General features: G+C 66.5%; 17 protein-coding genes. 7 read left to right on the top strand and 10 right to left on the bottom strand.

What is annotated here, in order from left to right:
- Positions 1-87 precede the first annotated feature (87 nt).
- Complete coding sequence (locus tag AC3WQA_RS10415) at positions 88-4,776, top strand: glutamate synthase-related protein (protein WP_492674982.1); 4,689 nt, start codon at positions 88-90, stop codon at positions 4,774-4,776.
- 13 nt (positions 4,777-4,789) lie between these two features.
- A complete protein-coding gene (locus AC3WQA_RS10410; RefSeq protein WP_492674981.1) occupies positions 4,790-6,253 on the top strand; it encodes a glutamate synthase subunit beta in 1,464 nt (487 codons plus the stop codon).
- Positions 6,254-6,336: 83 nt separating this feature from the next.
- Here the strand turns inward: AC3WQA_RS10410 and AC3WQA_RS10405 are convergent, their stop codons facing one another.
- Complete coding sequence (locus tag AC3WQA_RS10405) at positions 6,337-9,816, bottom strand: hybrid sensor histidine kinase/response regulator (protein ID WP_492674980.1); 3,480 nt, start codon at positions 9,814-9,816, stop codon at positions 6,337-6,339.
- Between the two features lie 78 nt (positions 9,817-9,894).
- Here AC3WQA_RS10405 and AC3WQA_RS10400 point away from each other — a divergent pair, with 78 nt between their 5' ends.
- Entirely contained in the window at positions 9,895-10,584 is a 690-nt protein-coding gene (locus tag AC3WQA_RS10400) for a 4'-phosphopantetheinyl transferase family protein (protein WP_492674979.1), read from the top strand.
- Positions 10,581-11,324 (top strand): pyridoxine 5'-phosphate synthase, encoded by a 744-nt coding sequence (locus AC3WQA_RS10395; protein WP_492674978.1) that lies wholly within the window; start codon positions 10,581-10,583, stop codon positions 11,322-11,324. The genes AC3WQA_RS10400 and AC3WQA_RS10395 overlap by 4 nt, the downstream gene beginning before the upstream one ends.
- A 193-nt stretch (positions 11,325-11,517) precedes the next feature.
- Here AC3WQA_RS10395 and AC3WQA_RS10390 read toward each other — a convergent pair whose 3' ends face one another.
- The 9 genes from AC3WQA_RS10390 to dnaA form a co-directional block, all read right to left on the bottom strand.
- Positions 11,518-11,928: an ExbD/TolR family protein gene (locus AC3WQA_RS10390; protein WP_492674977.1), complete on the bottom strand. Its 411-nt coding sequence runs from the start codon at positions 11,926-11,928 to the stop codon at positions 11,518-11,520.
- A gap of 6 nt (positions 11,929-11,934) precedes the next feature.
- Complete coding sequence (locus tag AC3WQA_RS10385; protein WP_492674976.1) at positions 11,935-12,357, bottom strand: ExbD/TolR family protein; 423 nt, start codon at positions 12,355-12,357, stop codon at positions 11,935-11,937.
- Positions 12,358-12,368: 11 nt separating this feature from the next.
- Complete coding sequence (locus AC3WQA_RS10380) at positions 12,369-13,121, bottom strand: MotA/TolQ/ExbB proton channel family protein (RefSeq protein ID WP_492674975.1); 753 nt, start codon at positions 13,119-13,121, stop codon at positions 12,369-12,371.
- Between the two features lie 50 nt (positions 13,122-13,171).
- On the bottom strand, positions 13,172-13,831 hold the full coding sequence (locus tag AC3WQA_RS10375; protein ID WP_492674974.1) for an energy transducer TonB: 660 nt from the start codon (positions 13,829-13,831) through the stop codon (positions 13,172-13,174).
- Positions 13,832-14,024: 193 nt separating this feature from the next.
- A complete protein-coding gene (locus AC3WQA_RS10370; protein WP_492674973.1) occupies positions 14,025-15,311 on the bottom strand; it encodes a tetratricopeptide repeat protein in 1,287 nt (428 codons plus the stop codon).
- Between the two features lie 180 nt (positions 15,312-15,491).
- Positions 15,492-17,924, bottom strand: a complete 2,433-nt coding sequence (gyrB, locus tag AC3WQA_RS10365; protein ID WP_492674972.1) for a DNA topoisomerase (ATP-hydrolyzing) subunit B — start codon at positions 17,922-17,924, stop codon at positions 15,492-15,494.
- 73 nt (positions 17,925-17,997) lie between these two features.
- Positions 17,998-19,077, bottom strand: a complete 1,080-nt coding sequence (gene recF / locus AC3WQA_RS10360; protein ID WP_492674971.1) for a DNA replication/repair protein RecF — start codon at positions 19,075-19,077, stop codon at positions 17,998-18,000.
- Between the two features lie 87 nt (positions 19,078-19,164).
- Positions 19,165-20,265, bottom strand: a complete 1,101-nt coding sequence (dnaN, locus tag AC3WQA_RS10355) for a DNA polymerase III subunit beta (protein ID WP_492674970.1) — start codon at positions 20,263-20,265, stop codon at positions 19,165-19,167.
- Between the two features lie 252 nt (positions 20,266-20,517).
- The gene (gene dnaA / locus AC3WQA_RS10350; protein ID WP_492674969.1) at positions 20,518-21,858 is read right to left on the bottom strand and encodes a chromosomal replication initiator protein DnaA; all 1,341 of its coding nucleotides are present in this window, start codon (positions 21,856-21,858) and stop codon (positions 20,518-20,520) included.
- 203 nt (positions 21,859-22,061) lie between these two features.
- Between dnaA and rpmH the strand changes: the two genes are divergently transcribed.
- From rpmH to yidC, 3 genes are all read left to right on the top strand, one after another.
- A complete protein-coding gene (gene rpmH, locus AC3WQA_RS10345) occupies positions 22,062-22,196 on the top strand; it encodes a 50S ribosomal protein L34 (protein WP_056000379.1) in 135 nt (44 codons plus the stop codon).
- A gap of 13 nt (positions 22,197-22,209) precedes the next feature.
- Positions 22,210-22,611 carry a ribonuclease P protein component gene (rnpA, locus tag AC3WQA_RS10340; RefSeq protein ID WP_492674968.1) on the top strand — a complete coding sequence of 134 codons (402 nt, stop codon included), beginning with the start codon at positions 22,210-22,212 and terminating at the stop codon, positions 22,609-22,611.
- A gap of 93 nt (positions 22,612-22,704) precedes the next feature.
- Positions 22,705-24,408 carry a membrane protein insertase YidC gene (gene yidC / locus AC3WQA_RS10335; RefSeq protein WP_492674967.1) on the top strand — a complete coding sequence of 568 codons (1,704 nt, stop codon included), beginning with the start codon at positions 22,705-22,707 and terminating at the stop codon, positions 24,406-24,408.
- Positions 24,409-24,753 lie beyond the last annotated feature (345 nt).

Raw genomic sequence — 24,753 nt, 5'->3', positions numbered from 1 at the left:
CTAAACGATGATTTTTTCAACTGGTATGGTTGCCAGCTTGTTGCGGTGCAGTATATTCGGGGTGAGTCCGCCCCCGGGAGCCCCGCGATGAGCCAGCCACTTGCGCAAGGTCTGTACGACCCCCGCCACGAGCACGATGCCTGCGGCGTGGGCTTCGTGGCGCACATCAAGGGACGCAAGAGCCACACGATCATCCAGCAGGGGCTGGCGATCCTGCAGAACCTCGACCATCGCGGCGCGGTGGGCGCCGACCCGCTGATGGGCGACGGCGCCGGCATCCTGATCCAGATTCCCGATGCGCTGTACCGCGAGGAGATGGCGGTGCAGGGCGTGGCGCTGCCGCCGCCGGGCGAATACGGCGTGGGCATGGTCTTCCTGCCCAAGGAGGAGGCCTCGCGGCTGGCCTGCGAGCAGGAGCTGGAGCGCAAGGTGCGCGCCGAAGGCCAGCGCGTGCTGGGCTGGCGCGACGTGCAGGTGGACGCCGCGATGCCGATGTCGCCGGCGGTGAAGGCGCGCGAGCCGGTGATCCGGCAGATCTTCATCGGCCGCGGCCCCGACGTGATGGTGCCCGACGCGCTGGAGCGCAAGCTCTACGTGATCCGCAAGACCGCCAGCCACGCGATCCGCGCTCTGAACTTCAAGCACGGCACGGAATACTTCGTGCCCTCGATGTCCACCCGCACCGTGGTCTACAAAGGCCTGCTGCTGGCCGGCCAGGTGGGGCGCTACTACAAGGATCTGGCCGACCCGCGCGCCAGCTCGGCGCTGGCGCTGGTGCACCAGCGCTTCTCCACCAATACCTTCCCCGCCTGGGAGCTGGCCCACCCCTACCGCATGGTCGCCCACAACGGCGAGATCAACACGGTGAAGGGCAACGTCAACTGGCTGAATGCACGTACCCAGGCGATCTCCTCGCCGGTGCTGGGCGAGGACCTGCCCAAGCTGTGGCCGCTGATCTACCCCGGCCAGAGCGACACCGCCTCGTTCGACAACTGCCTGGAACTGCTGACCATGGCCGGCTACCCGCTGGCCCACGCGATGATGATGATGATTCCGGAGGCGTGGGAGAAGCACACGCTGATGGATGCCAGCCAGCGCGCGTTCTACGAATACCACGCCGCGATGATGGAGCCGTGGGACGGCCCCGCCGCGATCGCCTTCACCGACGGCCGCCAGCTCGGCGCCACGCTGGATCGCAACGGCCTGCGCCCGGCGCGCTACCTCATCACCGACGACGAGCTGGTGATCCTCGCCTCCGAAGCCGGCGTGCTGCCGGTGCCCGAGGCCAGCATCGTGAAGAAGTGGCGCCTGCAACCGGGCAAGATGCTGCTGATCGACATGGAAGCCGGGCGCATCATCGACGACGCCGAGCTGAAGGCCCAGCTCGCCAACGCGCGCCCGTACAAGCAGTGGATCGAGCGCATCCGCATCAAGCTGGACGACCTGCCCGGCGGGCCGGCCGAGCCGCGCGCGCGCGACGAACGCCTGCTCGACCGCCAGCAGGCCTTTGGCTACAGCGCCGAGGATCTCAAGTTCCAGCTGCTGCCGATGGCGAAGAACGGCGAGGAGGCGATCGGCTCGATGGGCAACGATGCGCCGATGGCGGTGCTCTCCAGCCAGAACAAGTCGCTGTACGACTATTTCCGCCAGACCTTCGCCCAGGTCACCAACCCGGCGATCGATCCGATCCGCGAGGCGCTGGTGATGTCGCTGGTGTCCTTCATCGGGCCCAAGCCCAACCTGCTCGACATCAACAACATCAACCCGCCGCTGCGCCTGGAAGTGCAGCAGCCGGTGCTGGGTTTCGCCGAGATGGCGAAGATCCGCAAGATCGGCCGCTACTCGCAGGGCAAGTTCCGCAGCCACGAGCTGGACATCAGCTATCCCGCCGCGTGGGGCAAGGCCGGCATCGAGGCACGGCTCGCCTCACTGTGCGCGCAGGCGGTGGATGCGATCAAGCTGGGCCACAACATCCTGATCGTCTCCGACCGCGCCGCCAACCGCGAGCGCGTGGCGATCCCCGCCCTGCTCGCCACCTCGGCGGTGCATCAGCACCTGGTGGAACGCGGCCTGCGCACCTCCACCGGCCTGGTGGTGGAAACCGGCTCCGCGCGCGAGGTGCACCACTTCGCCCTGCTCGCCGGCTACGGCGCCGAGGCGGTGCATCCGTATCTGGCGATGGAGACGCTGGCGCAGGAATTCGCCCATGCGCCCGGCGGCGTCACCGCGGAGGACGCCGTGGCCCACTACGTCAAGGCGATCGACAAGGGCCTGCAGAAGGTGATGTCCAAGATGGGCATTTCCACCTACATGTCCTACACCGGCGCGCAGATCTTCGAAGCCGTGGGCCTGTCGCGCGCGCTCGTGGACAAGTACTTCACCGGCACCGCCAGCCACATCGAGGGCATCGGCCTGTTCGAGGTGGCGGAGGAAGCGCTGCGCGTGCACGCCGCCGCCTGGGGCGCCGACCCGGTGCTGGAAGGCGCGCTGGCCGACGGCGGCGACTACGCCTGGCGCGTGCGCGGCGAGGAGCACCTGTGGACGCCCGACGCCATCGCCAAGCTGCAGCACGCCACGCGCGCCAACAACCCCGGCACCTACGCCGAATATGCGGCGCTCATCAACGACCAGAGCCGCCGCCACATGACGCTGCGCGGCTTGTTCGAGTTCAAGCTCGATCCCGCCGCCGCGATCCCGCTGGACGAGGCGGAGCCGGCCAAGGAGATCGTCAAGCGCTTCGCCACCGGCGCGATGTCGCTGGGCTCGATCTCCACCGAAGCGCACACCACGCTGGCGCTGGCGATGAACCGCATCGGCGGCAAGAGCAACACCGGCGAGGGCGGCGAAGACCCGGCGCGCTACCGCGCCGAATTGAAGGGCGAGTCGATCAAGGACGGCGACACCCTGGCCGGCATCATCGGCAAGGGCCGCGTCGCGCGCGACCTCGCGCTCAAGGCCGGCGACTCGCTGCGCTCGCGTATCAAGCAGGTGGCCTCCGCGCGCTTCGGCGTCACCGCCGCCTACCTCACCTCGGCCGATCAAATCCAGATCAAGGTGTCGCAAGGCGCCAAGCCCGGCGAAGGCGGCCAGCTGCCCGGCCACAAAGTGTCCGAATACATCGCCGAGCTGCGCCACTCGGTGCCCGGCGTGGGCCTGATCTCGCCGCCGCCGCACCACGACATCTATTCCATCGAAGACCTCGCCCAGCTGATCCACGACCTGAAGAGCTGCAACCCGCAGGCCTCGATCTCGGTGAAGCTGGTGTCCGAGATCGGCGTGGGCACGGTGGCCGCCGGTGTGGCCAAGTGCAAGGCCGACCACGTGGTGATCGCCGGCCACGACGGCGGCACCGGCGCTTCGCCGTGGTCGTCGATCCGCCATGCCGGCACGCCGTGGGAACTGGGCCTGGCCGAAACCCAGCAGACCCTGGTGCTGAACCGCCTGCGCGGCCGCATCCGCGTGCAGGCGGACGGCCAGATGAAGACCGGCCGCGACGTGGTGATCGCCGCCCTGCTCGGCGCCGACGAATTCGGCTTCGCCACTGCACCGCTGGTGGTGGAAGGCTGCATCATGATGCGCAAGTGCCACTTGAACACCTGCCCCACCGGCGTGGCCACGCAGGACCCGGTGCTGCGCCAGCGCTTCACCGGCCAGCCCGAGCACGTGGTGAACTACTTCTTCTTCGTCGCCGAGGAAGTGCGCAAGCTGATGGCGCAGCTGGGCATCCGCCGCTTCGACGAGCTGGTGGGCCGCGTCGACCTGCTCGACACCCGCGAAGGCGTCGAACACTGGAAGGCCAAGGGGTTGGATTTCAGCCGCGTATTCCATCGTCCGGAAGGCAGCACCGAACTGGCCCGTCGCCACGTGGAAGCGCAGGATCACGGCCTCGCCCACGTGCTCGACCATGTGCTGATCGACAAGGCTGCAGCTGCACTGGAGCGCGGCGAGAAGACCCGCTTCATCGTCGACGTGCGCAACGTGGATCGCAGCGTGGGCAGCATGCTTTCGGGCGAATTGGCGCGCCGCCACGGCCACGCCGGCCTGCCCGACGACACCATCCACGTGCAGCTCGACGGCACCGCCGGACAAAGCTTCGGCGCCTTCCTAGCGCGCGGCATCACCCTCGACCTGGTGGGCCAGGGCAACGACTACGTGGGCAAGGGCCTCTCCGGCGGCCGCATCATCGTGCGCTCGCCGAACGACTTTCACGGCTTCGGCCCCGATCACATCATCGTCGGCAACACCGTGCTCTACGGCGCCACCGGCGGCGAGGCCTGCTTCAACGGCGTGGCCGGCGAACGCTTCGCGGTGCGCAACTCCGGCGCCAGCGCGGTGGTGGAAGGCGTGGGCGACCACGGCTGCGAATACATGACTGGCGGCACCGTGGTCGTGCTGGGCGACACCGGACGCAATTTCGCGGCCGGCATGTCCGGCGGCGTGGCCTATGTGTACGACCCGCACGGCGCCTTCGAGCCGCGCTGCAACCTCGCCATGGTGGCGCTGGAGCCGGTGTTCGCCGGCGTGGAGCAGCAGGTGCGCGTGCCGCGCGAGCTGTGGCACCGCCTGGGCGAAGCCGAGGCCGCCACCGACGAGGCCATCCTGCGCCAACTGCTGGAAACGCATTTCCGCACCACCGGCAGCTTCCGCGCCAAGGAAATTCTCGCCGACTGGCCGAACGCCCGCGCGCGCTTCATCAAGGTGATGCCGCACGAATACAAGCGCGCACTGGCCACCGTCAACAAGAGCGTGGCCAGCAGCGCCGCCGCCACGGTCTGAAGGAGATACGAGCATGGGCAAGATCACCGGCTTTCTCGAATTCGACCGCGTCGCCGAACCCACCGAAGAACCCGCCAGGCGCAAGCAGCACTACCGCGAATTCGTGCGCCAGCTCGACGACGACGCCGCGCGCAAGCAGGCCGCGCGCTGCATGGATTGCGGCATCCCGTTCTGCCACAACGGTTGTCCGGTCAACAACATCATCCCGGACTTCAACGACCTCGTGTACCGGGGCGACTGGAAGCGCGCGCTGGACAGCCTGCTCTCCACCAACAACTTCCCCGAGTTCACCGGCCGCATCTGCCCCGCGCCCTGCGAGGCGGCCTGCACGCTGAACATCGCCAGCGATCCGGTGGGCATCAAGTCGATCGAGCACAAGATCATCGACAAAGGCTGGGAGGAAGGCTGGGTGCTGCCGCAACCGCCCACCACGCTCACCGGCAAGCGCGTGGCCGTGGTGGGCAGCGGCCCGGCCGGCCTCGCCTGCGCGCAGCAGCTGGCGCGCGTGGGCCACGCCGTCACCGTGTTCGAGAAGAACGATCGCCTCGGTGGCCTGCTGCGTTACGGCATCCCCGATTTCAAGCTGGAAAAGAGCCATATCGACCGTCGCGTGGCACAGCTCGCCGCCGAAGGCGTGGTGTTCCGCACCGGCGTCTACGTAGGCAACCCGCACGACGCCAGCGGCATCAACCAGACCGCAACCATCACCCCGGCCGAACTCAGGGAGCAGTTCGACGCCGTGGTGATCGCCGGTGGTTCGGAAACCCCGCGCGACCTGCCGGTGCCCGGCCGCGAGCTGGCCGGCGTGCACTTCGCGATGGATTTCCTGCCGCAGCAGAACCGCGTCAACGCCGGCGACCAACTGGCCGAACAACTCAGCGCCAAGGGCAAGCACGTGGTGGTGATCGGCGGCGGCGACACCGGCTCGGATTGCGTGGGCACTTCCAATCGCCACGGCGCGGTGGCGGTGACCCAGTTCGAGCTGCTGCCCACGCCGCCCAAGCAGGAGAACAAGCCGCTCACCTGGCCGTACTGGCCGCTGCGCCTGCGCACCTCCAGCTCGCACGAGGAAGGCTGTGCGCGTGACTGGTCGGTGGCCACCAAGCGTTTCAACGCCGACGCGCAGGGCCGCCTGAAGAGCCTCACCGCCGTGCGCCTGCAGTGGCAGGACGGCAGGATGGCCGAACTGCCGGGCAGCGAGTTCGAGATCCGCGCCGAGCTGGTGCTGCTGGCGATGGGCTTCACCGCGCCGCGCGCCACCGTGCTGGATGCCTTCGGCGTGGACAAGGACGCGCGCGGCAACGCCAGGGCCGTCACCGAGGGCGACGCCAGCTACCGCACCAGCGCGGGCCATGTGTTCGCCGCCGGCGACATGCGCCGTGGCCAGTCGCTGGTGGTGTGGGCGATCCGCGAAGGCCGCCAGTGCGCCCACGCGGTGGATGCGTTCCTGATGGGCCACAGCGACCTGCCACGCTGAGCGCCTGGAAAAATCCGCCGCCGCGACGGCGTCCGAATTTTTCGCAAGCCCACCGCCAACCCTGCCCCATCTATGGGAGCGTTTCAGGCGGTCGGCGGCGCGGCCTGCTCCTGCCGCCAGCGGGCGGTGAGCAGGGCGCGCAAGGCGGCCGGGCGCACCGGCTTGCGCAGCAGGGGATAACCCAGCGCACGCGCACGACGCAGCAGTTCACTGCTGCCGTCGGCGGTGACCAGCGCGGCGGGCGGCAGCGGCGCACAGGCCGCGTGCAGGCGTTGCAGCGCCTCGAGGCCGTCCACTTCGTCGCCCAGATGGTAGTCGGCCAGGATCAGATCCACGCCGCCACGCCGCAGTTCGGCGGCGGCGCCGGCCACGTCGCGCGCGGTGCGGCAATCCACGCCCCAGCGACCGAGCAGGGCGCGCATGCCGTCCAGTATGGCGGCATCGTCGTCCAGGCACAGCACGGTGAGCGGCAGCGCCTCGTCGCCACCGACGGGACGCACCACATCCCGGCGCACGGGCACGCCATCGACCCATGGCACGGTGATCGAAAACACGCTGCCCCGCCCGGGGTGCGAGCGCAGGTCGAGCCGATGCTCCAGCATGCCGGCGATGCGCTCGCAGATCGACAGGCCCAGCCCCAGGCCTTGCTCGCCCCAGGGCGAGGGCTGCTCCAGACGCTGGAATTCGCCGAAGATGCGCGCGCGCTGATCCTCGCTGATGCCAGGACCGCTGTCCCACACCTCGATGCGCACTTCGCCGCCCAGGCGCCGCGCGCCCAGCAGCACGCCGCCATGCCGCGTATAGCGCAACGCGTTGGAGAGGAAGTTCTGCAGCACGCGGCGCAGCAGTTGGGCATCGCTGCGCACCATCAGGCGGGTGGGCATCACCCGCAGCTTGAGGCCACGCGGCTCGGCCACCACCGCGAACTGGCTCTCCAGCGAAGCGAACAATTCGCCCAGCGCGAAGTTGCCCGGCTCGGGCCGATAACTGCCGGTATCCAGCCGCGAGGTGTCGAGCAGCGCGCCGAGCAGATCCTCGGCCGCGTGGAAGGCGGTATCGATGCGCTCGGCCAACTGGCGCGAGGCCGCATCCAGCTGCGGCTGCTGGCGCAGCGCCGAGGTGAACAGGCGCGCGGCATTCAGCGGCTGCAGCAGGTCGTGGCTGGCGGCGGCGAGGAAACGCGTCTTGGAGACGTTGGCCGCCTCGGCCGCGCGCTGCGCCTGCGCGGTGGCGGCCAGCGCCGCGGAGAGTTCGGTGGTGCGCTGCGCCACGCGCTGTTCCAGCGTCTCATTGGCCTCGGTCAACGCCTGCTCGACGCGCTTGTAGGCGGTGACGTCGGTGTAGGTGGTGACGTAGCCGCTGCCAGGCAGCGCGCGCCCGCGCATCTCGATGGTGCTGCCATCGGCACGCACGCGCTGGAACACGTGCGGCGTGCCGGCGCGCAGATGACCGAGGCGCTTGGCGACATGCCCGGCCACTTCTCCGGGGCCGCATTCGCCGCGTTCGGCGTTCCAGCGGATCAGCTCGGCGACCGACACGCCCACGTACACCATGCCGTCGGGATAGCCGAACAGTTCCAGGTAGCGCCGGTTCCACGCCACCAGGCGCAACTCGACATCCACCACGCTGATGCCCTGCGAGACGTTTTCCAGCGTGGAGGAAAGCAGCTCGCGGTTGAAGCGCAGCTCCTGCGAGGCCTCGTCCAGCAGCGCCATCGCCTCGGCGATCTCCAGCCCGCTGCCCGACAGCGCGCCGATCAGGATGCGCCGCGCGTTGGCCGTGCCCAATGCGCCGGCGAGCAGCCGCTCGGTGTGCTGGATCAACGCGCGATCGGCCGATTCGCCGACCTGCAGCGGCCGCCCGCGCCGCGCCGCGTACTCGGCGAAGGCGCGTTCGGCGCCGCGCGCACCCACGATGCGGGTGGCGATGGTGCGCAAATCGGCCACCGCCACGCGTCCGCGCCAGTCACCCGCGCCATCGCGCGCCGTGGCATAGGGATCGACGAACAGGGCCGCGTGCATGCGCTCGTCGAGGCTCGGCCGCCAACGCAGCGAGACGCCCACCAGGCAGGCCACGTTGACCGCCAGCGACCACAGCGTGCCACGCAGCAGGGGATCACCGCCGTCCAGGTGGAACAGTGCCTGCGGGCGCAGCCAGCCCAAGCCCAGCGGGCCATCCAGTTGCCAGTTGCCCGCATGCAGCATGGCCGGCAACAGCAAGGTGTAACCCCACACCGCGATGCCCGCCAGCAGGCCGGCGACCACGCCACGCCGACTCGCGCCACGCCAGTACAGCGCCGCCAGGATGGCCGGCGCCAGTTGCGCCACCGCGACGAAGGCCAGCAGGCCGGTGGCGGCGAGGTTCTCGCTGCCGGCCACGCCGCGGTCGTAGGCATAGGCAAGGGCAAGCAAGCCGACGATGGCCACCCGCCGCACGCGCAACACGATGCGCGAAAGATCGCTGCGCCGCTCCAGCTGCAGCCCGCGCAGGCGCAGCAGGGCCGGCATCAGCAGATCGTTGCTGACCATGGTGGAAAGCGCCACCGCCGCCACGATCACCATGCCGGTGGCCGCCGAGAAACCGCCCACGAAGGCCAGCATGGCCACGCCGTGGTCGCCCAGCGCCAACGGCAGGTTGAGCACCCAGGCATCGGCCAACCCGTGGCGCACCGCCGGCAACTGCATGCCGGCGGCGAGGATCGGCAGCACCGCCAGGCTGATCACCGCCATGTACAGCGGCAACAGCCAGCGTGCGCGGCGCAGGTCGCGCGGGTCGGCACACTCCACCACGCCAATCTGGAATTGCCGCGGCAGGCAGAACATGGCCAGCATGGCCAGCCCGGTCTGCACGAAAAAGCCCGCGTTCAGCCCTTCCGGATGGGCCAGCGGCAAGCGGGCCGTCGCCACCAGCCCCGGCCCGTGGTGCAAGGCGTAGACGGCCAGCGCCACGAAGGCCAGCAGCTTGATGAGGGATTCCAGCGCCACCGCCAGCATCAGGCCGTGATGGTGTTCGCTGGCATCGATGCTGCGCGTGCCGAACAAGATGGCGAACGCCGCCAGCAGCAGTGCGCCCCACAACGCGGGATCGGCCACCAGCGCACCCTGCCGCCCCGGCAGGTCGCCCACCATCACCGCGAAGGACATCGCCACCGCCTTCAGCTGCAAGGCGATATAGGGCAGCACCGCCACCACCGCGATCAACGCCACCAGCGCCGCCAGTCGATGCGACTTGCCGAAACGCGCGCCGATGAAATCGGCGATGGAGATGGTGTTGCGCCGCTTGGCCACCTCCACCAAGCGGCGCAACACGCCGAAGCCGAACACGAACAGCGCAATGGGCCCCAGATAGATCGGCAGGTAACCCAGCCCATCGCGCGCCGCCGAGCCCACCGCCCCGTAAAAGGTCCACGACGAACAGTAAGTGGCCAGCGCCAGCGCATAGACGATGGGTCGCAGCCGCGTCTGGCGTGGATACCAGGGCCGCCGGTCGCCCAGCCACGCCACGCCGTAAAGCAGCCCCACATAGAGCAGCGCCACGAGCAGCAACCGCCAGCCTTCGATCAAGCCCGTTCCTCCCCGTGCTGCCGCGGTACCTGACACCGACCTTGCCGGCGGCAACGACCATCCGTCAGCATGGTACGCATGCACGCCTTCGACGAAACCATCGGGCTGAAATTAGCAGAGCCCCTGCAAGCTGACGAGGTGCGCGTGTGTCTGCTGCCGCGCCCGCGTGGTGCCGGCCGTGCACCGCTCCTGGCCCTGCTCGGAGCCCAACTCGGCATCGCGCCGGCCGCCGTGCAGCTGCTCAACGGCGAACATGGCCGCCCCGCACTGGCGCCGCGCCACGCCGCCACGTTCGATTTCAACTGGTCGCACAGCGGCGAATGGGCGCTGGTGGCGCTGGGATACGGCATCGCGCCAGGCATCGACCTCGAAGTGCCGCGCCCGCGCCCGCGCGTACTGCAGCTGGCCCAGCGTTTCTTCAGCGCCGAGGAGGCCGCCTGGCTGGCCGGACAGCCGGAGGACGCGCAACTGGCGGGCTTTCTCGACCTGTGGACCGCGCGCGAGGCGGTGCTCAAGGCGCTGGGACGCGGCATTGCCTTCGGCCTGGACAAGCTGGCCTTCCGCCGCGTGGGCGACGGCATCCGCCTGCTGCACCTGGCCGGCGACGACGTTTGCCACTGGCAAGTGCATCGCCTCGAGCTGGGCGCCGGCATGCATGCCGCGCTGGCCTGGCGCGGACCGCCGCGACGCCTCCGCGTGGAATGCTTGCCGCGACGGCCCGATCGCGGCAGTGTGTCAGCTCCGGCCACATCAAAGCCACGTCCATGACCCTGCTCAGCGTCAACCTCAACAAGATCGCCGTGCTGCGCAACTCGCGCGGCGGCGACGAACCCGATATCTGCCGCGCCGCGGAAACCTGCATCGCCGCCGGTTGCGGCGGCATCACCGTGCACCCGCGCCCCGACCAGCGCCACGTGCGCCCCGACGACGTGCGCGCGCTGGCCGCCATGCTGCGCGGCCGGGTGGAATTCAATATCGAGGGCAACCCCTTCGCGCCCGCGCGCGGCAGCTATCCCGGTCTCATCGAACTGGCGCGTTCGGCGCGGCCCAACCAGGTGACCCTGGTGCCCGACGGCGATGGCCAGCTCACCTCCGACCATGGTTTCGAGCTGACGCGCGACGCCGAACGCCTGCGCCCGCTGGTGGCGCAGCTGCGCGACCTGGGCTGCCGCGTCAGCCTGTTCGTCGACGCCGGCAGCCAGGATTTCGCGCTGGCCAGGGCGATCGGTGCCGAGCGTATCGAGATCTACACCGGCCCGTACGCCGAAGCCTTCGCCAACGGCGAGCCCGACGACGCACTGGCTGCCTGTGCCGCCACCGCCCGGCAGGCGCAGCAGGCGGGGCTGGCGGTCAACGCGGGACACGACCTGAGCCAGGCCAACCTGGGCACCTTCAAGGCCGCCATTCCCGGGTTGGCCGAAGTCTCCATCGGCCACGCGCTGATCGGCGAGGCGATCTACCAGGGGCTGGCCAACACGGTGCGCAACTATCTGCAAATCCTGCGCTGATTCCTGGTTTTTGTAGGAGCCCGCTGGCGGGCGATGCTTTGGCTTTTGCGAATCCCGAATCCCGGCCTGATCGCCCGCCAGCGGGCTCCTACGGTTTCGTGGCATGGTTTGGCCATTTAGACGTCCATAAACGACAAACCCCGCGCGCGGCGGGGGTTGTCGTGGGTAACGCCTGGAACCGCTGCGTGCCGGTTTACTGGTCGCCTTCGGTGAAGCCAATCTTGACCAGGTTGTACTGCTTGGCGTCCGCCAGCACGGTAGCGACGTACTGATACGCCGTCGCGTCGGCAGCCTTGATCTGGATCTCCGGCTGGTTGGTCTGTTGAGCGATCACCGCAAACTGCGCCTTGAGACCCAGCTCGTCGACCGGAGTGTCGTTCCAGTACAGCGCGCCCGAGGCGTCGATCTTGAGATTGATCGGCTCCGGCGGATTTTGCGGCTGGATGACGTTCGGGTTCGGCTGCGGCAGGTCAATCTTGATCTTTTGCAGCGGAATCGGCGCGGTCACCATGAAGATGATGAGCAGCACCAGCATCACGTCGATCAGCGGCGTGATGTTGATGTCGGCCATCGGGCCGCCGGTGGATTTGACGGAAAAGGCCATGCTTGCTTACTCCTTCGCCGGGGCGGTGGTCATGAAGCCCACGTGCACCATGCCCTGGCTTTTGGCGTCGCTGATGACCTTGCGCACCGTCTTCCACTGGATGGCCTTGTCCGCACGGATCTGCAGCTCCGGCTGCGGAGCCTTTTGCGCGGCCACCGCCAACTGGGACTTCAGTTCCGCCTCGCTGACCAGATGATCCTGGAAGTACAGATCACCGTCTTCCTTGATCGCCAGATCCAGCGGCGGCGTCTCGACCTTTTCGTCACTGCTCTTGGGGGTGGCAATCGGCACCGTGATCGTGACCGGATGCGACATCAAGGGTGCGGTAATCATGAAGATGATGAGCAGCACCAGCATCACGTCGGCAAGCGGCGTAACGTTGATCTCGGAAACCGGGCCGCCGGTGTTGCCCCCGACGCTCATGGACATGGGTCAGCCCCTCACTCGACGCGCGAGCCGGTCGCGAAGAAGTCGTGCAGGTCGTGCGCGAATTCGTCGAAACGGGCAAAGATGACGCGGTTCGACCGATTGAAGAAGTTGAACGCGAGCAGGGCCGGGATGGCGGTGAACAGACCGATCGCGGTCATGATGAGCGCCTCGCCCACCGGGCCGGCCACGGCGTTCATCGAGGCGTTGCCGCTGGCGGCAATGCCGATGAGGGCGTGGTAGATGCCCCACACGGTGCCGAGCAGACCGACGAAGGGCGCGGCTGAGCCGACCGTGGCGAGCAGGGTCTGGCCGCCTTCGAGGCGCAGGCTCTCGCGATCGATAGCTTGGCGCAGGGCGCGGTCGACGAACTCGGAGCGCGACAGCGTCTGGGCCAGGCCGCCATTGCTGCCGGCCGCCTGCTGGTGGTGGGTCACCGCCGAGGCGGCATCCAGCGCGATCTTGGAGAAGGGCTCACTCTTGGGCTGGGCCTCCAGCTCGCGGATCGCGTCCTGGGTGGACGGGTTGTTCCAGAAGCCGTTGATGACGCCATCGGCGCGCGACTTCACCAAGCCGTTGCGGATGGTGTTGGCGATGATGAAGTACCAGGACAGGAAGGACATCACCACGAGGGTGATAAATACCACCCAGCCCAGCCAGTCGAAGCCGTGGGCGAGGCTGGCGAAGCCCATCTGCTTCATGGCTTCGGCGTTGGAATTGCCGGCCAACTGGGCGGCATCGGTCGGTGCAGAGGTCTGTAGGAACATAACGCTACCCTTGGGAAGTCAGGCGTGAACTTGGGGGACTGTAACGGGAATTACAGGTTGTTGAGGTTGAAGGTGACCGGCACGCGGGCGTAGCCCTCGACCTTCTTGCCGTTCTTGACCTCGGGATTGAAGCGCCAGTGCCCGGCCGCTTCGATCGCCGCGCGATCAAGCTCATGGTAACCGCTGGACTTGTCGACCTTGATGTCCTTGGGCGTGCCATCGACGCCGACCAGGATCAACAGGGTCACCGTGCCCTCGTGCCGCTGGCGGATGGCCTGCGCCGGATACTTTGGCTGCACCCGGCTGTTGTAGCTCAAGTCCTGGCCGGCCGCGATATCGGCGGGCGGCTGAGGCGGCGAAGGCGGCGCGGGCGGCTGGGCCGCAACGGCGTTCTGCGACACCTCGGACACGGCCGGTGGCGGCGCCGGCGGTGGCGGCGTCGGTGGCGGCACCACCTGCTTGATGATCTTCGGCGGCGGCTGCTTGGGCGGCTCCGGCGGCGGCGGCGGCGGCGGCGGCGGCGGCGGCGGCGGCTCGATGAAATTCACCTGCACAATCGCCTCTTTCTTGGCGTGTTTCTGCCCGGGCGGTGCCATGGGGGCGAGCAGGATCAGAAACGCAAAAGCGTGCAGGCCGATGGCAAAAGCCAGCGCCAGCGTGCGTTTCCAACTGAACCCCTCGAGCTCAGTGTCTTCGATACTTGAGGCCATCTGTCACTATCTGGAGCTGGGAACGGAGAAAGCGTCGCCGCAGGCTTGGCACGTGCCGTCCGACCTATGGACGGAACACGCCGCTTCGGTTACGCAGGGGAGGTTTCAACGGTACAACAGCATTCGGCTTTTGTATAGCGCTCACGGGAGATTCAGATGGACGTCCGATCGCGCCACGCGAGCATGCACTGCATCACTTGCCAATGCCGGCCTTGCGCAGCCACTCCTTGGCTTTGCCCGCCGTCTCCGGATCCTTGGCGGCTTCCATCATTGCGGTGACAGCGGCGGGCTTGTCCTTCAGTTCGCGATCGCACTCCGCCAGCATCATGTAGGCATGGCCCCGGTGCTTGACGCCCTTGGCGAGGCCTTGCTGCAGATGCTTGCGGGCGTCGGCGAATTTCTGATCCTGGAAGTAGGTGCGCGCCAGCGCGACGTCGATCTCGCCATCCTTGGCCAGTGGCGCGGCCTTCTGGTAGTAGGCGATGGCCTTGGCGTCATTTTCGCCAATGGTGGCGGCGTCGCCGGCCAGCTTGTAGTTGTCGGCGCTGGCCTGGATGTCGCCCTTGGCCACTCCGTCGTCGAACGCCGCCAGCGCCTTGGCACTGCCCGTCTTGGTGTCGCCGCCGTTCTGCGCCTGCAGCAGGTAGGCCTTGACCAGATTGATCCAGTCGCCCTGATCCTTCAGCGTGCCGTTGCTGCGGCCCAGCTCCAGCACATCGATGGCGCCAGCGTAATCCTGCTGTTGCAGCAGGATGGCGCTGGCGTTGTGCAGGAGGCTGTTGCTGGTGGGATTCTTCTCGAATTCGGCCTTGGCCATCTTGGCGGCGTCGGCGCCTTGCCCCGACTCGGCATAGCTGGCCAACAGCACTTGGTTCCAGCTGTCCTTGGGCTCAGTGGTGAGCGACTTGGCCTTCTGGATGGCGGCAATGGCCTCCGGGTACTTCTGCAGGCGATAGTCGTTCACGCCTTCCAAGCCGTAGGAGTCGGCGGTTTCCTTCTTGCCCTCGACACGCCACTTGGCGATGGTGTCCAACGCGTTCTGGTACTGCTCGTCGGCGGTGTAGAACTGCGCCAGCTCGTACATCAGCTGGAAATAGGTGTCGTTGGGCATCACGCCGTTGTCCAGCGCACGCTTGAGCAGCGGGATGGCGCCCTTCACGTCGCCAGCGTTGTACGTGAGATTGGCCAGGCCTTGCAGGGCGATGGCTTGCGCGTACTTGCTCTTGCTGCCGTCGACGATGGGCTGGAGAATCTGCTCGGCCTTGGCCTTGTCGCCGTTGTTCACCGCGTCCAGGCCTTCGTTCAGCGCCTTCTGATCCTTTTCGCTGGTGAGGTCGAGCTTGGGCGCTTCGCGTTTGGTATCGGGATACTGCACCACCGGCTTGTCCTTCGACGCGGCCAGCACACAGGTGGGCGCGGCGGCGAAGGTGAAGGCCAGCGCCGCGCCGGCCAACAGGGTGAACAAGGGCGTGTGCTTCATGACCATCCTCGTGCTGTTTTTACGCAATGGTGACTGCGCAGGGGATCGCTGAGCCTACTCTTAGCCACACATGAATGACAAGTTGCATTGCGGCAAGAAAGCACTTGCTTCTTCAAGGACTTGCATACCACTTTCCATACCCGCGCGCATACCCCGGCGGGCCTGCGCGGGAGTACCGGGTCAGATGTCGAGGTTGGCGACCTTGAGCGCATTCGCCTCGATGAAATCACGGCGCGGCTCCACCGCCTCGCCCATCAGCATGGAGAACATCTGGTCGGCGACGAAGGCGTCCTCGATGCCCACCTGCAGCATGCGGCGGGTTTCCGGGTTGACGGTGGTTTCCCACAGCTGTTCGGGGTTCATTTCGCCCAGGCCCTTGAAGCGCTGGATGGTGCGGCCCTTCTTGGCCTCGTCCAGCAGCCAACTGCGCACCTCGGCAAAGCTGCCCACGCCACGCGAGGCACTGCCACGTCGCACCACGGCGTCGGTTTGAACCAGTCCGGCAAGCTGCTGGCTGACGTTGGCGATAGGGCGGAACTCGGCGCCGGTGAAGAACGGGCGCGGCAGCAGCAGGGTATGCGAGAGTCCATGCTGCTCACGCACCACTTCGATGGCGGCAGGATGCTCACCCTCGGCAGGACGCAACGCAAGCCGATAGCGCGGCTTGCCCAGACCACTGGCGGCGAGCTTGCCGGCCACGCCGGCGAGCCACGCCTGCATCGTGGTGGCATCCTCCCACAGGGAGGGGCCGATGGGCGTGTGTTCCAGCAGGGCGGCGAGCACGCTGGTGTCGAAGCGATGACCGAGGCGCTCGATCTGGTCCAGTGCGGCCTGGTAGTCGCGCAGCAGTTTTTCCAGCGCCGCGCCAGTGATCGCGGGCGCGTGCGGATCGCTCACCAGCTCGGCGTTGTCCACCGCACTGGAGATGAGATACGCGTTCAGCGCCGCGTCGTCCTTCAGGTAAAGCTCCTGTTTGCCCTGCTTGAGCTTGTACAGCGGCGGCAGGCCAATGTAGACGTGGCCTCGCTCGATCAGCTCGGGCATCTGCCGGTAGAAGAAGGTCAGCAGCAGGGTGCGGATGTGCGAGCCGTCCACGTCCGCATCGGTCATGATGATGATGTGGTGGTAGCGCAGCTTGTCGGGGTTGTAGTCCTCCTTGCCGATGCCGGTGCCCAGCGCGGTGATCAGGGTGCCGACCTCGGCCGAGGACAGCATCTTGTCGAAACGCGCCTTCTCCACGTTGAGGATCTTGCCCTTGAGCGGCAGCACGGCCTGGGTCTTGCGGTTGCGGCCCTGCTTGGCCGAACCGCCGGCGGAGTCACCCTCGACCAGGAACAGCTCGCACAGCGCGGGGTCTTTCTCCTGGCAATCGGCCAGCTTGCCGGGCAGGCCGGCGATGTCCAGCGCGCCCTTGCGGCGGGTCATCTCGCGCGCCTTGCGCGCGGCTTCGCGGGCGCGGGCGGCATCCACCACCTTGGAGGCGATGGCCTTGGCCTCGGCCGGGTGCTCCAGCAGGAACTCGCCGAGTTTCTCGTTGACCGCCTGCTCCACCGCGGTCTTCACCTCGGAGGAGACCAGCTTGTCCTTGGTCTGCGATGAAAATTTGGGGTCGGGCACCTTGACCGACAGTACGGCGATCAGGCCTTCGCGCATGTCGTCGCCAGAGAGCGCCACCTTGGCGTTCTTGGCCAGGCCTTCCTTCTCGATATAGCCCTGCAGCGAGCGCGTGAGCGCGGCGCGAAAACCGGTCAAGTGGGTGCCGCCATCGCGCTGCGGGATGTTGTTGGTGAAGCAGAACATCGTCTCGTTGTACGAGTCGGTCCACTGCATCGCCAACTCGATGCTGATGCCATCCTGCTCGGCCGCCAGGCTGATGACGTTGGGATGCAGCGCAGTCTTGAGCTGGGCCAGGTGTTGCACGAAGGACTTGATGCCGCCCTCGTAGGCGAAGATGTCGTGGCGCCCTTCCCCGCGCTCGTCGATCAGCTCGATACGCACGCCGGAGTTCAGGAAAGCCAGCTCACGCAAGCGCTTGGCCAGCACCTCGTAGTGAAACTCGATGTTGTTGGTGAAGGTGGCAGGGCTTGGGAGGAAACGTACCGTGGTACCCCGCAGGTTCGAGACACCTATCTGTTTTACCGGATACAACGGTTCACCCAGCGAGTATTCCTGCTGGTGTTCGAAACCATCGCGGTGGATGGTGAGCCAGAGGTGTTCGCTGAGCGCGTTCACCACCGACACACCCACGCCGTGCAGACCACCGGAAACCTTGTAGGAATTGGCGTCGAACTTGCCGCCCGCGTGCAGTACGGTCATCACCACTTCGGCGGTGGAGCGCCCCTCTTCCGGGTGCATATCCACCGGAATACCGCGGCCGTTGTCGCTGACGCTGACCGAGCCGTCTTCGAGGATGGTGACCGCCACGTGATCGCAATAGCCCGCCAGGGCCTCGTCGATGGCGTTGTCCACCACCTCGAACACCATGTGGTGCAGGCCAGTGCCGTCATCGGTATCACCGATGTACATGCCCGGGCGCTTGCGGACCGCTTCCAGGCCTTTCAGCACCTTGATGTTGCTGGAGTCGTAATGCGATTCGTTGGTGGGTTCGTTCATGCGGCTACCGTGTCCTGTGCCAGCAACGCACGCGAGGGCGAAACGCCCGTTGCGCCAGCGATGCAAACGTTGATTATAGCAGGGGCACCCAGCCCCCCTGTTCCACGTGGAACATCTGCTGCACGCGCCCCTGCAGGGGTGTCGGCAAGGCTGTGCCGGTGACCAGTACCTGGGCTTGCCCGGACTGCAGTTGCTCGACCAGCGCGGCCTGATGGGCCTCATCCAGTTCGGCGGCGAGATCATCCAGACAGAGGATGGGCCACTCGCCACGCCAGCTGGCATACAAACGTGCCTGTGCCAGCAGGCAGGCCAGTGCGGCGAGCTTTTCCTGTCCGCGCGAGAGATGTTCGCGCAAAGGAGCATGCTCGAAAGCCAGCGACCAGTCCGCCCGATGGGGGCCGAGGCTGGTGTGTCCGCGAGCCGCATCCCTGCCCCGCTGCTGTGCCAGTTGTTCATCCAACGCCAGACCATCACCCCAGCCAGCGCGATAGCGCAATTCGCAGGTGCCCAGTTCCGGCAGCAGCACGGCGAGTTCGGCTTGAAGATGAGATTGCAGCGCGGTCAGGTAGTCGCGACGTTGGGCATCCAGCCAAGCGGCCAGGGTCGCCATTTCTGCTTCCCAGGGCAGGTAAAGGGCTTCATCGGTGGTCATCGGAGCACGCAGCAAACTGTTGCGCTGCTTCAAGGCGCGTTGGTAACGACGCCAGTAGGTGAGGAATGCGTGTTCCACGTGGAACACCCCCCAATCGAGAAAGCGACGGCGCTCTTCCGCACCGCCAGCGATCAAGGCGTGCGAGCCGGGTTCAAAACAGGTCACCGCGCATTCGCCAATCAAGGCACCCAGGCTGCAGGCCTCGCCGTCGAGGCGAGCTTCCCAACGGGTGGCCTCACGACCCATTCCCAGCCGGCGCAGACTGCCGTCGCCCCAGCGCATCTCTGCGTAAATAGATAACCGGGACGCACCACGCGCCAGCAACGCCTCGCGTGCGCCGCTACGAAACGAGCGCGCGTGCGAAAGCAGGAATACCGCCTCGAGCACACTGGTTTTGCCCACGCCATTGGCGCCGACCAGTGCGTTGATGCCCGGAGCGAAGGTCAACGCAGCGTCATCGAGGCTGCGCAGCCCCTGGATGCGCAAGCGTTCCAGCCTCATGCCCGCATCCCTCGAAAGCAACAACGCCGGAGCGTCTCACGACGACTCCGGCGTTGCCGAAGGGCGGGTGTTGCATTTGGCGACACGTCAGAGACGCAGCGGCATGACGACATGGCGCGCTTGTTCGTTGTCCGACTCCTGTAGCAGGCAGCTGGACTGGGCGTCGCGCAGACTGAGACGCACCTGATCGCCACGCAAGGCGGCCAGTGCATCCAGCAGGTAGCCCACATTGAACCCCACGGAAAGATCGTCGACATGGGTGTCGGCTTCGATCTCTTCCACCGCTTCTTCCTGCTCCGGATTGTGCGCCATGATGCGCAGCTTGCCGGGTGACAGCTCCAGCTTCACGCCACGGTATTTTTCATTGGAGAGGATCGCTGCGCGCTGCAGGGCTCCGCGTAGCACCTCGCGATCCAGCACGGCGTGCTTGTCCGCGCCCAACGGGATCACCGCCTCGTAATCGGGGAAGCGACCGTCGATGAGTTTGGAGGTGAACATGACGCCGCCACGACGCACGCGCAGGTGATTGCGGCCAAACTCCAGCTCCACCTCGCCTTCGCCCGGCTCCAGCAGACCTACCAGCTCGTTCACACCCTTGCGCGGAATGATGATCTGGCGCCGCGCGCTCACCGTGGTGGCGAGGCTGGTTTCCTTCATCGCCAGACGGTGGCCGTCGGTGGCCACGCACCGCAAGCTGTGCTCCTGCAGATCCAGCAGCATGCCGTTCAAGTAGTAGCGCACGTCCTGGTTGGCCATGGCAAAGGCGGTGCGCTCCATCAGGTCGCGCAGGGCTTCTTCGGGCAGGCTGACTTTTTCCACCAGTTCGATGCCGTCGTTGGACGGGAATTCACTGGCCGGCAAGGTGGTGAGCGTGAATCGGCTGCGCCCGGCGTGCAGCGCTGCACGGTCACCGTTCAACTTGAGCTCGATGTTGGCGCCATCGGGCAACGCCCGCACGATGTCGAAGAACTTTCGCGCGGGAATGGTGGTTTCGCCGTCGACGGCATCCATGGCAGTGGCGGAAGCCACCATTTCCACTTCCAGGTCGGTACCGGTCAGGAAAAGCCTGCCATTGGTGATCCTGACCAAGAGGTTGGCCAGTACTGGCAAGGTTTGTCGACGCTCCACCACACCGACCACCTGCTGCAGTGCCTTGAGCAGAACTTCTCGCTGGATGCTGAATTGCATGTCTGGGCGTCCTCTATGCCTGCTGTTCTGTCTTTAAAAGAATTTTAGTAGTTGTTGTAGGCGGGGTGGATAACTTGATTTTTCGAATAAATCCTTTCAAATCAAGTTGTTTCCTGCCTTCCATCCTGTGTGGAAACGGCTGGGCTGGCCGTGCGTGGTTTGTGGATAACTCGCCACCCGGTTTCGTCCACCTATTATCCACAGCTTGCTTGCCAGCTTATCAAGAACTTGTGCCTGTGCCGTAGCCAGACCTCAACCGGTAAGGATGCGGATCAGCTGCTCCCAGTCCTGGCGCATGCGGGTATCGGTCTCGCACAGCTTCTTGATGGTGCGGCAGGCATGCAGCACCGTGGTGTGGTCGCGTCCACCGAAACCTTCGCCGATTTCCGGCAGGCTGTGGTCGGTGAGCTCCTTGGACAGCGCCATGGCAATCTGCCGTGGCCGCGCCAGCGAGCGCACGCGCCGTTTGGAGAGCAGATCCTGCAGGCGCACGTTGAAGTAGTCGGCGGTGATCTTCTGGATGTTCGGCACCGTCACCGCTTGAGCGTGGGTGGCCAGCAGGTCGCGCAGGGTTTCCTCGGCAAAGCCCGCGGTAATCGGCTTGCCGTAGAAATTGGCGCGCGCGGCCAGGGTGTTGAGCGCCCCTTCCAGGTCGCGCACATTGGAGCGGATGCGCTTGGCAAGCAGCATCGCCACGTCCTCGGAAACCGCGACGCCCTTGTCCTGTGCCTTGGACAGCAGGATCGCCGCGCGCGTTTCGAAATCCGGCGGCTCGATCGCCACCGACAGCCCCCAGCCCAGGCGCGACTTCAGCCGCGGCTCCAGCTTGTCCACTTCCTTCGGGTAGCGGTCACAGGTGAGGATGATCTGCTGCTTGGACTCGAACAGCGCGTTGAAGGTGTGGAAGAACTCTTCCTGCGTGGTGTCCTTGCCGGCGAAGAACTGGATGTCGTCGATCAAGAGCGCGTCCACCGAGCGGAAGCGCAGCTTGAACTGATCCATGCTCTTGGTGCGCAACGCCTCGATCATCGAACCCACGAACTGCTCCGAACGCAGGTACAGCACCTTGCAGGCGGGGTTGTTCTGCCGCATCAGGTTGCCGGCGGCGTGCATCAGGTGGGTCTTGCCCAGGCCGGTGCCGCCATACAGCAGCAGCGGGTTGTAGGCGCGGCCGGGGTTTTGCGCCACCTGCATCGCGGCAGCCTTGCCCAACTGGTTGGATTTGCCTTCGACGAAGGTTTCGAAGGTGTAGTGCGGGTCCAGGTTGTGATTGAAGGCCGGCGCCGGCGCGGCGGCCGGCGTGGCCACGCCAGTGTGACGGGGCGCGGTGGTGGGCTTGGCATTGGCGCGTGCCACGCTGGAACCCACCTCCAGGCGTACCGGCAACTCCCTTCCGGCCAACTGGCCAAGCAGGGCGGCGATCTGCGGCAGGTAGCGCTCGCGTACTGTGTCCAGCGTGTAGGGGTTGGGAGCGTACAGCGCCAGCCCGGTTTCGTCCTCGCGGGCCTGCAGCGGCATCAGCCAGGTGTGCAGATCCTCGGCGCTCAACTCGCCTTCCAGACGCTCCAGGCAGCGCCGCCACAACTCACTCATGAATTTCGTCCACAAACTTTGGGGGCGCTTGCGCGCAGGGTGGACGGAGAAGTCTAACAGCAGCTTACGCCACGCCGTCCCCGTGTCATCCACACAGCTATCCACAGGCGGCGGTGCGTGCTGGAAGACCTTGGTTTGACATCGCGCCGTGGCGCAACGCATAATCGGCGGCCTTTTCCCATCCCATCCCTTCGGAGCAAGCCATGAAGCGGACCTACCAGCCCAGCAAGCTCAAGCGCGCGCGTACCCACGGGTTCCGTGCCCGCATGGCCACCGCCGACGGTCGCAAGATCCTGAACGCCCGTCGTGCCAAGGGCCGCAAGCACCTGATCCCGTAAGCGGCGCGTCGACGTGTCTGCTGCCGGGCTCCCGCGCGAGGCGCGGTTGCGACTGGCCAGCGACTTTGTCGCCTTGCGCGACAGCAGCAGCGGTCGCCTTGGCGGCCGCTGTTTTCATGTGCGCTTCCGCGCCAACGGACTGCCGCACGCGCGGCTGGGCCTGGCCATCTCCAAGCGCGTTTCCAAGCGTGCGGTGGAGCGCAATCGCATCAAGCGCCTGCTGCGCGAATCCTTCCGCCAGATCCGTCACCAGTTGCCGCCGGTCGACCTGGTGGTGATGGCGCGCGCGGAAGCCGCTGGTGTGCCTGGCGCGCAACTCCTGCTGGAGGCGGCTGCGCTGTGGCGACGGTTGGCAGCGATCCAACGGCCCGCGCCGACTGCTGCCGCGGAGCCGCCCGTGGCTCCGCAGCATTGATGCCGTGCGCCGCCACCGCCACAATCGCGTGTTGACCTTTCTTCCACCCCGTGTGGCCGCGTGCCGCGTGGCGTCGTCTGGACTCGTGACACGATGAAACAAACACGCAACTTCCTCTTCTTCGCCCTGCTCGCCACGCTCTGGTTGCTGTTCATGGCCTGGGAGAAGGATTACCTCGCGCCACCGCCCGCGCCGGTCGCCGGTGTGGCGACTGCCGCCAGCGCGCCGGGCGTGCCGGGCAGCCGGGGGGGGGCCGCGCCGGCTATCGGCAATGCCGTCGACGTGAACGACAAGACGCCCAGCACGCGCATCACCGTCACCACCGACGTGCTGCGCCTCACCATCGACACCCGTGGCGGCAGCCTGGTACAGGCGCAACTGCTGGATTACGGCGTGGCGCCGCGCACGCACAAGAACCCGCATCCCGCGCCGGTTAGCTTGCTCGACGATACGGACGCGCATTACTTCGTGGCGCAGAGCGGCCTGGTCGGCAGCAGCGATACCGCTCCCATCGATCAGCCCAACCACCTGGCTGTGTTCAGCGCCGCGCAGTCGTCGTACACGCTTGCCGCCGGCCAGAATGCGCTGGACGTGCCGCTGACCTGGCACGACGCCAAGGGCCTCACCGTCACCAAGACCTACCGCTTCACTCGCGGCAGCTACGTGATCGCGCTGGATCAGAAGATCGCCAACGGCGGCAACGCGGCCTGGCAGGGCAATGCCTACACCCAGCTGCAGCGCACCGAGCCGCCGCACACCGGCAACTGGATCAAGAACATCTCCGATCCCGAAATACGCAGCTTCCAGGGTGCGGCGTGGTACACCGGCGAGAAGTTCGAGAAGCTGCCGTTCAAGGATTTCGCCGAGCCCAAGGACGCGCTGAACGCCGATCTCAAGGGTGGCTGGGCAGCGATGTTGCGCCTGTATTTCTTTGCTGCGTGGATTCCGCCGGCCAATGAAACCGCGCACTACGCCACCGCCACGGTGAACCCGGACAGCGCGCATCCGCGTTATCTCATCCGTGCCATCGGCCCCACGCTCAGCGTGGCGCCGGGGCAGAGCCTGGACACCGCTGCGCGCCTGTACGTCGGCCCCAACCTGCAAGGCAAGCTCAATGCCATTGCGCCGGGGCTGGATCTCACCATCGACTACGGCATGTTCAAGGCCATCGCCGTGCCGATGCACGGCATCCTCTCCTTCTTCCACGCCATCGTGAAAGACTGGGGCCTGGCCATCATCCTCCTGGTGCTGGCGATCAAGGCCGTCACCTGGAAGCTCACCGCCATCCAGTACCGCTCCAGCGCCAAGATGCGCAAGCTGGCGCCGCGCATCCAGGCGCTGAAGGAGCGCTATGGCGACGACAAGGTCAAGCTGCAACAGGCGCAGATGGAGCTGTACAAGAAGGAGAAGGTCAACCCGATGGCGGGCTGCTTCCCGGTGCTCATCACCCTGCCGGTGTTCTACGGCCTGTACTACGTGCTGGAGTATTCGCTGGAACTGCGCCACGCGCCCTTCCTGTGGATGCCTGACCTGAGCGCCCCCGATCCGTACTACATCCTGCCGGGCATCTACGCACTGGTGATGCTGGGCACGCAGTGGCTGAACCCGGCCATGGCGGGCATGGATCCCACGCAAGCCAAGATGATGAAGGTGATGCCGCTGCTGTTCACGGTGATGTTCGCCTTCTTCCCCGCCGGCCTGTGCCTGTACTACGCGGTGAACGGTCTGGTCGGCCTGGGCCAGCAGTGGTGGGTGACCCACCACATCGATCGCGAAGGCGAGCCCAAGGCGGCGTGAGTTCGTCGATCCAGCGAAGGCTCGCTGCTGCTCGGAATATACGCAGACGCTCTTCTCCCTCTCCCGCCGGGAGAGGGGCCGGGGAAGAGGGTTCGGACTTGCGCCAACATCTCGTTCTGTCCGAATCCTCTCCTGGCTGTCGCCACCCTCTCCTGGAGGGAGTGGGGCTCAGTAGCCGGCGCTGGCGCGAAACTGATCTCTTCGGCCTGGTTGTTCAAAGCGAAGGCCTGCTGTGCCCGGAGTTGGCAGACTGGACATCGGATATTCCGGACAGCAGTAGCGCATGCCGGCATCCGGGGGATGAGGCTTTCCGCGTCACGCTGGCCGCAGCGAATACCGCCGGAG

Source organism: Rhodanobacter sp. FW106-PBR-R2A-2-24, from assembly GCF_058789615.1.
Note: the sequence above shows the minus strand (reverse complement) of the source record. Positions and strands in the feature narration are given on the sequence as shown.